This is a genomic window from Lysinibacillus sp. EB271-A1-10B, from assembly GCF_058791335.1.
In genome coordinates this window covers 1-9,385 of the sequence record NZ_JBYTDL010000038.1, presented here as the reverse complement: position 1 = coordinate 9,385, position 9,385 = coordinate 1, and the positions used below count along the sequence as shown (strand labels likewise).

13 protein-coding genes are annotated in these 9,385 nt (G+C 36.1%); 6 read left to right on the top strand and 7 right to left on the bottom strand.

Translation table 11 applies throughout. From position 1 onward, the window contains the following. Positions 1-202: hypothetical protein (locus AC3WSK_RS25300; protein ID WP_492535154.1), on the top strand; the 202-nt coding region annotated here is incomplete at its 5' end. Positions 203-321: 119 nt separating this feature from the next. Here the strand turns inward: AC3WSK_RS25300 and nagB are convergent. Then, the gene (gene nagB, locus AC3WSK_RS25295) at positions 322-1,035 is read right to left on the bottom strand and encodes a glucosamine-6-phosphate deaminase (RefSeq protein ID WP_492414905.1); all 714 of its coding nucleotides are present in this window, start codon (positions 1,033-1,035) and stop codon (positions 322-324) included. A 205-nt stretch (positions 1,036-1,240) separates the two neighbouring features. Between nagB and AC3WSK_RS25290 the strand changes: the two genes are divergently transcribed. Continuing rightward, entirely contained in the window at positions 1,241-1,984 is a 744-nt protein-coding gene (locus tag AC3WSK_RS25290; protein WP_079563285.1) for an arylamine N-acetyltransferase family protein, read from the top strand. A gap of 63 nt (positions 1,985-2,047) precedes the next feature. Here the strand turns inward: AC3WSK_RS25290 and AC3WSK_RS25285 are convergent, their stop codons facing one another. Continuing rightward, positions 2,048-3,133 (bottom strand): S-layer homology domain-containing protein, encoded by a 1,086-nt coding sequence (locus tag AC3WSK_RS25285; RefSeq protein WP_079563284.1) that lies wholly within the window; start codon positions 3,131-3,133, stop codon positions 2,048-2,050. 117 nt (positions 3,134-3,250) lie between these two features. Then, a complete protein-coding gene (locus tag AC3WSK_RS25280; protein ID WP_492414901.1) occupies positions 3,251-3,601 on the bottom strand; it encodes a VOC family protein in 351 nt (116 codons plus the stop codon). A 230-nt stretch (positions 3,602-3,831) separates the two neighbouring features. On the opposite strand from AC3WSK_RS25280, the gene AC3WSK_RS25275 reads away from it, so the two are divergent. The 4 genes from AC3WSK_RS25275 to AC3WSK_RS25260 are packed head-to-tail and all read left to right on the top strand — an operon-like array spanning position 3,832 to position 5,965. Next, positions 3,832-4,431, top strand: coding sequence for a TetR/AcrR family transcriptional regulator (locus AC3WSK_RS25275; protein ID WP_492414902.1), 600 nt, complete (start codon positions 3,832-3,834; stop codon positions 4,429-4,431). Continuing rightward, the gene (locus tag AC3WSK_RS25270; protein ID WP_492414903.1) at positions 4,428-5,123 is read left to right on the top strand and encodes an SGNH/GDSL hydrolase family protein; all 696 of its coding nucleotides are present in this window, start codon (positions 4,428-4,430) and stop codon (positions 5,121-5,123) included. Before AC3WSK_RS25275 ends, AC3WSK_RS25270 begins: the two co-directional genes overlap by 4 nt. Before the next feature lie 25 nt (positions 5,124-5,148). Beyond that, the gene (locus AC3WSK_RS25265) at positions 5,149-5,457 is read left to right on the top strand and encodes an SDR family NAD(P)-dependent oxidoreductase (RefSeq protein WP_346427007.1); all 309 of its coding nucleotides are present in this window, start codon (positions 5,149-5,151) and stop codon (positions 5,455-5,457) included. A 16-nt stretch (positions 5,458-5,473) separates the two neighbouring features. Continuing rightward, entirely contained in the window at positions 5,474-5,965 is a 492-nt protein-coding gene (locus AC3WSK_RS25260; protein WP_346427006.1) for an SDR family NAD(P)-dependent oxidoreductase, read from the top strand. 240 nt (positions 5,966-6,205) lie between these two features. On the opposite strand, the gene AC3WSK_RS25255 is transcribed toward AC3WSK_RS25260, so the two are convergent. The 4 genes from AC3WSK_RS25255 to thpR all read right to left on the bottom strand — a co-directional run bounded on the left by AC3WSK_RS25255 (position 6,206) and on the right by thpR (position 9,137). Next, positions 6,206-6,493 carry a hypothetical protein gene (locus AC3WSK_RS25255; protein WP_079563281.1) on the bottom strand — a complete coding sequence of 96 codons (288 nt, stop codon included), beginning with the start codon at positions 6,491-6,493 and terminating at the stop codon, positions 6,206-6,208. Positions 6,494-6,671: 178 nt separating this feature from the next. Continuing rightward, positions 6,672-7,358 carry an ABC transporter ATP-binding protein gene (locus AC3WSK_RS25250; protein ID WP_079563280.1) on the bottom strand — a complete coding sequence of 229 codons (687 nt, stop codon included), beginning with the start codon at positions 7,356-7,358 and terminating at the stop codon, positions 6,672-6,674. A gap of 1 nt (position 7,359) precedes the next feature. After that, a complete protein-coding gene (locus AC3WSK_RS25245) occupies positions 7,360-8,394 on the bottom strand; it encodes an ABC transporter permease (protein ID WP_079563279.1) in 1,035 nt (344 codons plus the stop codon). Between the two features lie 158 nt (positions 8,395-8,552). Further along, positions 8,553-9,137 (bottom strand): RNA 2',3'-cyclic phosphodiesterase, encoded by a 585-nt coding sequence (thpR, locus tag AC3WSK_RS25240; RefSeq protein WP_492414904.1) that lies wholly within the window; start codon positions 9,135-9,137, stop codon positions 8,553-8,555. Positions 9,138-9,385 lie beyond the last annotated feature (248 nt).

Below are 9,385 nucleotides of genomic sequence, written 5' to 3'. Positions count from 1 at the left end.
TTCCGTCGCTTTGCCAATTCTATTCGTCGCTCTGATTTCTATCCGTCACTTCGGCTCTTCTTTCCGTCACTCTCGCATTTCTTTCCGTCGCTCCCGCCTTTCTATCCGTCGCTTTGCCCATTCTATCCGCCACTCTGATTTCTTTCCGTCACTTCGGCTCTTCTTTCCGTCACTCTCGCCTTTCTTTCCGTCACTTTGCTAATTCTTTCCGTCACTTTGTCAATTCTATCCGTCGCTCTGATTCCTATCCCCGTCCCTTCGAATTCAAAAAAATAAGCGCAGACTTCAAATAAAATAAAGTCTACGCTTAACGCTTAATTCCTATTTTGTTCCGCCATAAATAACCGTTACATTCGGATGATTTAATAATTGGCTTGCTGGGAAATCTTCAGTGATGATCCCACTTTTTAATTTTTCCATAGCCTCTAGTTTTTTCTCACCAAATGCAATTAGGACGATTTCCTTGGCATTCATAATAGATTGAATACCCATTGTAATAGCATGCGTCGGTACATCCTTAGAGTCTTCAAAATAGATGGCATTTTCTGTGCGTGTAGATTCTGTTAACTCTACGATATTAGTCAGTGATTCGAAAGATGTGCCCGGTTCGTTAAAGCCAATATGTCCGTTAACGCCGATGCCTAATAGCTGAATGTCAATGCATCCCGCTTCCTTGATTCGAGCATCATAAGCGACACACTCCGCATCTAAATTTTCTGCCTTGCCATTTGGTAAATGTATATTTTCTTCCTTAATATCTACATGATTGTATAAGTTCTCATGCATAAATGTCCAATAACTTGCGGGACTTGATTGGTCGAGACCTACATATTCGTCTAGGTTAAAAGTGATCACGTCGTTAAAAGAAATATTTCCAGCTTGTTGGCGTCTCACTAATTCCTTATACATCCCTACTGGAGAACCACCAGTTGCTAATCCTAAAATACTTGCTGGCTTTGTTTGTAATTGTTTAGTGAAAATATCCGCTGCTACTTCGCTCATTTCATCGTATGAATTTACTTCTATCCATTTCATTTCGCATTTAATTTCGCTTGTCATTCGTATACCTACCTTACAATCATTATTATTAACTAGACTAATAGTGAATATTATTCTTATAGTAGCTAATATTTTAATTTTACAAGTTATTTACCTATTTTTCTATTATTTTCTTACTAATAATCACGTGTATTCTTTAGCTATTTCGGTTATGTTATTTAATAAGGAGTGAGGCGATATTATGAATTCACAAATACAGCAATATTTGAAGCTTATTCAATTTCAAGGATCTTTAGAGCCTTCCATTAAGCTACTTGGTCAGCTCCAAACAAGACATCTACATATAATTCCTTATGAGAACCTAGATGTTGCCTTGAAATATGGCATCTCCTTCGCTATCCCTGACCTTTTTCAAAAAATTATTATTCAACATCGTGGAGGAAATTGCTTTGAACTAAATATTTTATTTAGTTGGCTTCTTCGCGAGCTTGGCTTTTCTGTAACCAATCGCTATGCTCAGTTTTGGCGCAACGTTGAAGATGATACTCCTGTTGAGGATGTACCTATGCACCAGCTATTGCTTGTCCACTTTGCTGGGCATTCATATATTTCAGATGTTGGGGTAGGTGCAGTAGCCCCTTGTAAGCCAGTGCCACTAATAGCTGGGCATCAACACCGTGAAGGTAATGAACTTTATAAAATTGAACGAGATGAAGTGAACGGCTGGATGCTATACGAACAAACAAAACAGGGTTGGCGTTTACTATATAGTTTTTTCGATGACGCTAACGATGCAAAGTTTGCGCCAAGACTTTCTAAACAAAAAAATAAAATTGCTATGATTCGTACCCCTCGCGGACGTCATACAATGCTTAACAATGAATTCCGAATCTACGAGGGACAATCCCTAACGACCTATTCAACTCATAACGAAAAGGATTGGCGACAAGCACTTCATCGTTTTTTTCATATTACATTAGATTAGATGCTTCATGACAAAAAGCAGCCTCCTCATTCATAGGAGACTTGCTTTCCATGTAGCTAACATTTAATTGGCTGTACGATCGAGTAACTCATAAACAACAACATCATTGTAAAGCTCTTTAACTAAACCGATACCTTCGACAAAGTAATATGTTGAAACTCCATCACTGTATATGGACTTTTCTTCTAGAACAATTACATTATTATAATTGACACCACCTGCTTGGACAGTGCCATCTGTTGCTTTAACAGTAATTCGGATTCCTGAAATTACCCCGTCATCATTTTCATGTGCGATCACACCAATTCTAAGTGGTAAACTGAAAGCAAAATCGTAATGCATATGTGAACTTCTGCCATTTGCTTGACCATAAAACTCGCCACTAAATAAAAGCTCATCATTAAATATCTTATTAGAATTCAAATCTGTTACGGCCCAAACATCATTACCCTCATGATGACTATACTGATATTTTAATGTATACTGTTTTTTGTCTTCCAACGAATAATGCGCATACGTATAGTCATACGCCGTATCTTTTAATAGATTCGGATTCGATAACGTTAATGCACGAGCTAAAAATGCTGAAAAATGAGCTCGCGTTAAAGGTACATTTGGCTTAAATGAACCATCATCATATCCTCTTGTTATATTATTACTATAAATTATCGAGATTTCCTTATAGCCCCTTGCCTTCTCTGAAACATCTGTAAAATAGCTTGTCTCAGATCCCTTTATTTTAAATGCTCTTTGCAGCACAATCGCCATATCCCCTCTTGAAAGAGTTGCATTCGGATTAAATTTCTGTGCCGCATCGAAAATCCCAGCATTTTGCATTGCCGCAATTTCTTTATAATAGGGATGTGTAGAAGGTACATCCTGATACTTTGGATCTTTGACATTCGTCGTTTGCAATCCTAAAGCACGTGTTAACATGACAGCTACTTGCGCTCTCGTTACATATGTATCTGGTTTAAATAGGTTATTAGGATAGCCATTAATAATTCCTTTTTCCACTAAGTAATCAATTTCCGTTATCAATATATTATCCTTGGACACATCTTTGAAGCTCGCTGCATGTACACTTTCAATCGGTATTAACCAAACAGCTAATAATAGTGCACATACTATTTTTAACATCTTTTTCATGTCTTTCCCTCTCTTTCTCTACTATTCATACTATACTTTTTTAGATATTATTTCCAATCTTATTTATTAACAAACAAGCCCCAAAAATCCACTGCAAGGACTTGTTAATCAGTCAGATTATTTGTTTTGAATCATGCCAAAGCCTAGTCCAGTTGGGTCTAACAGATAGGCAAGGTAAAATTCATCAAATTCCATTTTATCTCGTACAATAGCGGCACCATTTTGCGTAGCCTTTGAAATAGCTTCATCGATAGAATCAACTTCAATTTGAATACGTGTTCCAAAAGGATAATCATGTGGTCCCTTTGCAATACCGCCGTTAATCCCTGATTTATTATCATCTCCAGTTGTTACGCCCCTATATTCCCAATTAGGTGCAGCTACTTCCCAACCAAAAACCTTGGCATAAAACGCGGCAGCTTTTTCTGGCTCCTGACTATTTAATTCAAACCCAACTACTCTCCCCATATTATTCCCCTCCTGATTTTTAAAGCATAATTCATAGTTCAACAGTTTGGTTAATATTTCTTCCAACCAAATTATGTATTAGCATAAAAGGTAAGAAACTTTTATAGCGGGCTCTGTTCGTAGCAATTATTAAAACTTGATGCTTTAGGTATTTAACCGTTCTTCTAATAGTAAAATATTGTATAATACAATTAGAACGACCGTTCAAATCTTATAAAGGGGTTAAATCATTGAATAAAAGACGTTATGATAGCGAGAAAGCAAAAGTTGAAATTATGGAACATGCGGTTAGTTTGTTTTCTCAAAAGGGCTATAATCAAACATCAGTCGGAGATATTTCAACCGCTTCAGGCTACAGCAAGGGACATATTTATTACCATTTTGAAAACAAAGAAAAACTTTTTGTACTTCTAGCACAACAAACAATGCAAGATTGGCACAACAAATGGCTTCAAAAAGAGTGTATCTACTTTACGGCAGTAGAGAAACTATATGGCATGGCCATGCATGTTCTCTATCATTACCAAACACCTTTATTAAGATCCGGGCAAGAACTAGCTTCCAATCCAAAATCGAGCCCTGAATCAGTGGAACAGTTATACAATTTAGCGGTTATACCGATGGGTGCTTATCGTGCGATCCTTCAAGAAGGCATGGATCGAGGAGAATTTGTTAATGGCAATATTGATGAGTGGACAGTTCTACTAGGCACATGGCTAGGAGGCTTATGTCAACTGACAAATACGCAGGAGCTTAAAGCACTAGAATCACTCTTTAATCAGGCAGTTACCATTTTTTTAAGAGAATTAAAAAAGGTGGGATATAAATGAAAATTGCATGTATCGGAGACAGCTTAACAGAAGGTCGACCAGGGGTTTCATTTTTTAAAAGATTAAGAGCTAAACATCAACATATAGAATTTGATAATCTCGGTAAACCAGGTGAGACAGTGAAAAGCTTACACACTCGCTTAGAGAAATCGAAGCTAGCTACTTTTTATGACCTTAGCTTTCTTTGGATTGGTGTCAATGATGTCTACACTAGACTTTTGAAAGTGCAGGCACAACCGGTTTCAAAAGATCATCAAGATTTTAAAGTTTACTATGCAAGTGTTTTAGAAATGATTTTAGCCTCATCTAAACATGTAGTTTTAGTAACACCAGCTTTAATAGGAGAGGAAATAAAAAATACTCCCAATATGGAATTAAAAGAGCTCTCCTCCATTATTCATTCCATTTCTTCTAAATATGAAAATGTTAGCTTTTTAAATATACAAGAGGTTTTTGAACATCAATTAAAACATGTTACAAGTTCGGAATATGTGAACACCAATGTTATGCGAGTGATAAAAGATGTACTGTTGTATAAAGACCCTTTGCGGATTGATCGATTATCCAAAAAGAGAGGACTACATCTAACTTTGGATGGCATTCATTTAAATAGTAAAGGAGCAGAGCTTGTCGTCGAAGAATACTCAGCTGTCATTAAACGACTTCAATTGCAGGAAGACCCTGTCCATTAAGGAAATCATACGAGAGGTGATGATTATGAGAAAGGTTGCGATTGTTACAGGCGGTGTATCAGGTATAGGGAAGGCTATCTGCAAAGAGTTAGTAGGTCGACATGTATTTGTCATTATTGCAGATATTAACGAACATGATGGACGTCTGCTAGAGGCAGAACTAAATAAAGATACTTCAAATGCTCGATTTGTTGAATTAAACGTAATCGATTTCGAAAATGTTGAACATGTCATTTCAAATGTATATGAGGAATTTCAACGATTAGATTATTTGTTCAATAATGCTGGTATAGCTATGTATGGTGAAATTTATGATATGACAATTGACAATTGACGATTGGAAAGACATTGTGGGTATTAATTTATGGGGCATTGTTTATGGTACACAAGTTGGGTATCAAATCATGAAGGAACAAGGTTTTGGACATATCATCAATACATCATCAGCTGCAGGGTTGGGACCATCCCCTATATCAGCTGCATACTCAACTACGAAGCACGCAGTTGTGGGCTTAACAACATCACTACACTATGAAGCTGAGGAATTTGGCATCAAGGTAAGCACCCTCTGTCCGACTTTTGTTGATACGCCTATTTTTGATAAAGCAACAGCTATTAATATCGATAAATCGACGATGTCCAAACAAATGAAAAAACAAAAAATGATATCTCCACAGCAACTAGCAAAAATTGCTATTGCAGGCGTGCACAAAAATAAGCCTATTATTTGTCCTATGCCAATGCGGAAAACAATGGATGTTGTCTTTACGATCTTCCCTTCGTTACACAGGGCATTAATGAGAATGGTCTGTAAAGTAAGCCGAAAAGCTCGATTGACATAAGTATTTAACGTAAAAGCTTTTTTCCAGATGGTAAAAAACCGCTATGCTTTTCTGACGGCAAGGCACGAGCCACATCAGTACAAAAAATAGAATTTTGAACACGAAGGCATATGTCTCCTTCGCTATATTTTCATTTACACTACATCGTAAAAACAATTCTAGGAGTCTCGCGGCTTTTTACCTTTATAATTTAGATAACAAAAACACTGAACGAATTAACCCCTTTTAAGAGACAAGTAGCTATTTATTATGCTCTTCTTCATTTTTCTTATAAATACCTAAGAGTAAATTAATAAGACCTATGATAAAAATTATAGGAAATAAAACCATCATAATCGATGCTGCCCAACCATTTCTAACCAATACCCCATACAATACGCCAATTAAATATGATAAAAATGGTGCAAACGCAATCATTATAATGATACCCCAAATGATATATCTCCCTTTTTCTGACCGTCCTTCGCTTAATTGGAATCCCGCTATTAACCCTACTAATACAATTATTAAGGCAATAACAAACATCATTTCAAATCACCTCCTCCTTTCCTTCTACAATATGCTGCCTTCGTTTATCGATTTGGTAACTTAACACTAGGCTTTTAAAAATATTTCGTAATTTGCGCCTAGACTGAAATCATCCATTGATTCAAAAAAAATACCACAACCATCAAAAAGCTGTGGTTGTGGCTTTCTACTACTCGATCTAAATAACATCTTGCAAAATGACACCATCGCTCATTTTTATAATACGATCCGTATAAGCAAGCATCTCTTCATCATGGGTCACCATTAAAGTTGTAATGTTTAACGTTTTAGTTAAATCCTTAATTAATAACATAACCTCTTTTGATCGTTGTGAATCTAAACTAGCAGTTGGTTCATCCGCGAATAGAACTTTCGGTTTATGAATGATCGCCCGGGCAATCGCTACACGTTGCTTCTCCCCTCCTGACAATGAAGAAGGATAAGAATTTTTCCGATGATCCATCCCTACTAATTTTAGTAATCGATCGATTTCATTTTTTTGTTCCTGCTTCTTTAATTTCGATTCAGAAACATCTAGCATTAATAGCAGCTGTTCTTCAACAGTAAGAAAAGGTACGAGGTGTGCAAATTGAAAGACAAACCCAAATTCACTTGCTCGTACTTTTCGAACCTCCTCAGCGTTCATAATAGACAGGTTTTTTCCTTCAAATATAACATATCCATCTGTTGCAGGCTGAAGTCCTGCGGCAATTGTCAAAAGCGTACTTTTACCGGAGCCAGATGCACCTACCAATGCAGTTATTTCTCCTTCTTTTAATGAAAGATCTATCCCTTTCAGTATTTCCTCCTCTACCTCGCCATTCGTAAACGTTTTTCTAACTTCATCGATTTTAAATAAAGTCATATTAAGCCTCTCCTTGCTGTATCGCTTGTAATGGTTCAATTTTTTTAATTTGGATTGCTGAAATTGTAGCGCCTACAAATCCAATAATTAGGAATACAATCGATAATTGCGTTGTTGTCGCGATCGTTAAAGTGAATGGCATTCCTTTTGGCGCTATCAGATTAAAGGCCTGGCTAAAGGTTACAGATAAAACAAGTGAAATAACTGTAATGATGGCCATCTGTGTCCATATCATTTTGAATAACTTACTTGTTTTCAAACCAATCGCCTTTAAAATTCCGTATAAGCCGATTTTTTGGACATTCATCATATAGAAGAAGATGGCGAATAGCATCCCACTAATGACTACTAGAAACCAAACAATCATATTTAAAGACATTTGTTCTGCGTTATAGCTTGGGATTGTGTTAAGAAATTCTTTATTTGAAAATGATTCTAATCCAGCAAATTCTTTTGAAGAATCTCCGTCTGGTACGAAAATCATCTGCATTTCATCCACACGGTAAATTTCTTTATAATCCTCTTTATTAATGTAGGCAACAGGTGCATGACTATATTTCTTTTGGTCGACAAATCCCTTTACTACAAACTTGCCATCAAATTGATTATTCGTTAATGTATCTCCTACTTTAATTCCTTTATCTTTCATTGAGCTGTCTAATATGACTTCCTCATGTTCCACATTTTCAAATAACGCTGAATCGGTCGATGTAACAAAGGCAACGCTTTGCTGCTTATCGTCCTGATCATTTAAAAAGCCCATTTGTAATGAAAAAGCTACTGCATTTTTTTCTTTGCTCAATATTTCGTTTTGTGTACCGCTATCTATTTTTGACAGATTATAAGTTTGATCTGCATCCTCATTCATATAAAATTGACCTTGTGGTAAATCCTTAATTAGAGCGGCATTATCTTGAGACAATCCGTTCGCCAAACCAGAAATAATAAATGTTAATAAACTAACTAAAAAAACAATTGAACCTAATATTAAAAATCTTACTTTATTCTTCTTAATTTCTTTCCACGCAAGATTCATTGTTAACTCCTCCATTCCTTTTTACATCCTTAGCATAAAATCCTTAAATGAACGGAAGATGAACTAATTATTAAAAATGAAATAGTTTCAGCAAAAAAGCTCATAAACCCTTTTTAAGGTTTACGAGCTTATTGTAATGTAGTAGGCTTTTGACAGACCTATTGGCCATTTAAACGAATGACAGCTTTTTTATAATATTTCGGGGTTTCCTCTATTTTTGATTCGTACAAAACCACTTCTTCTACTAGAAATTTAGGAAGCTGAAAATTATCTTCCATCAATGCCTCTGACGGAATTTTCCCGCATGCTTCATCCCACTTTCTTGCAACAGTTATATGGGGGACAAAGGGCTTCTTATCTAATTCAAATCCAGCCTTAATACAATCTCGGTATACTATTTCTTGCACAACATTTAATTGCTGCGATTCAAGCAAATCGACCCATAAAATTCTTGGATACTCTTTTCTCCCAAAAGTATTGAACCCCTGAATTTTTAATTCGAATAGAAAAACATTCAGAAGATTTCCCCTCACTTCATTCATTATAGCTTGTAATTGCTCTTCATCCGCATGACCTAAAAAAGCCAAAGTGATGTGATAATCTTCCTGATGAACCCAGCGTTTAAAATGAAAGTCAGTTTTCATTTTTTCACATCTCACATGAAGAGCTGCTTTAATGTCTGAAGGAAGTGGAACTGCAATAAAAAAGTGTCTGTTCATAATTATACCCTCTCTATTCATCATAAATGCTACTTATCAGGCATTATGTCTTTTCCTACAATAATTTAACCATACTACTACGCTAAAATGATAAGGTTCTAATGTATATATGAAAGACTCTCTAGATAAAAATAAAACATGTCTTCCATTTATATAACCCACTTACTTTTAGCAGAGTAGGCCTTATTATTTTTGAATCGAGTAGGAGGGAGTGATTAGCTCCCGACCTCTCACACCACCGTACGTACGGATCCGTATACGGCGGTTCAATT

Coding starts and splice junctions, on each gene's coding strand:
- nagB (WP_492414905.1), bottom strand. CDS start 1,035: ATGAAATGGATAGAAGTAAATTCATACGATGAAATGAGCGAAGTAGCA.
- AC3WSK_RS25290 (WP_079563285.1), top strand. CDS start 1,241: ATGAATTCACAAATACAGCAATATTTGAAGCTTATTCAATTTCAAGGA.
- AC3WSK_RS25285 (WP_079563284.1), bottom strand. CDS start 3,133: ATGAAAAAGATGTTAAAAATAGTATGTGCACTATTATTAGCTGTTTGG.
- AC3WSK_RS25280 (WP_492414901.1), bottom strand. CDS start 3,601: ATGGGGAGAGTAGTTGGGTTTGAATTAAATAGTCAGGAGCCAGAAAAA.
- AC3WSK_RS25270 (WP_492414903.1), top strand. CDS start 4,428: ATGAAAATTGCATGTATCGGAGACAGCTTAACAGAAGGTCGACCAGGG.
- AC3WSK_RS25265 (WP_346427007.1), top strand. CDS start 5,149: ATGAGAAAGGTTGCGATTGTTACAGGCGGTGTATCAGGTATAGGGAAG.
- AC3WSK_RS25255 (WP_079563281.1), bottom strand. CDS start 6,493: ATGATGTTTGTTATTGCCTTAATAATTGTATTAGTAGGGTTAATAGCG.
- AC3WSK_RS25250 (WP_079563280.1), bottom strand. CDS start 7,358: ATGACTTTATTTAAAATCGATGAAGTTAGAAAAACGTTTACGAATGGC.
- AC3WSK_RS25245 (WP_079563279.1), bottom strand. CDS start 8,394: ATGAATCTTGCGTGGAAAGAAATTAAGAAGAATAAAGTAAGATTTTTA.
- thpR (WP_492414904.1), bottom strand. CDS start 9,137: ATGATGAATAGAGAGGGTATAATTATGAACAGACACTTTTTTATTGCA.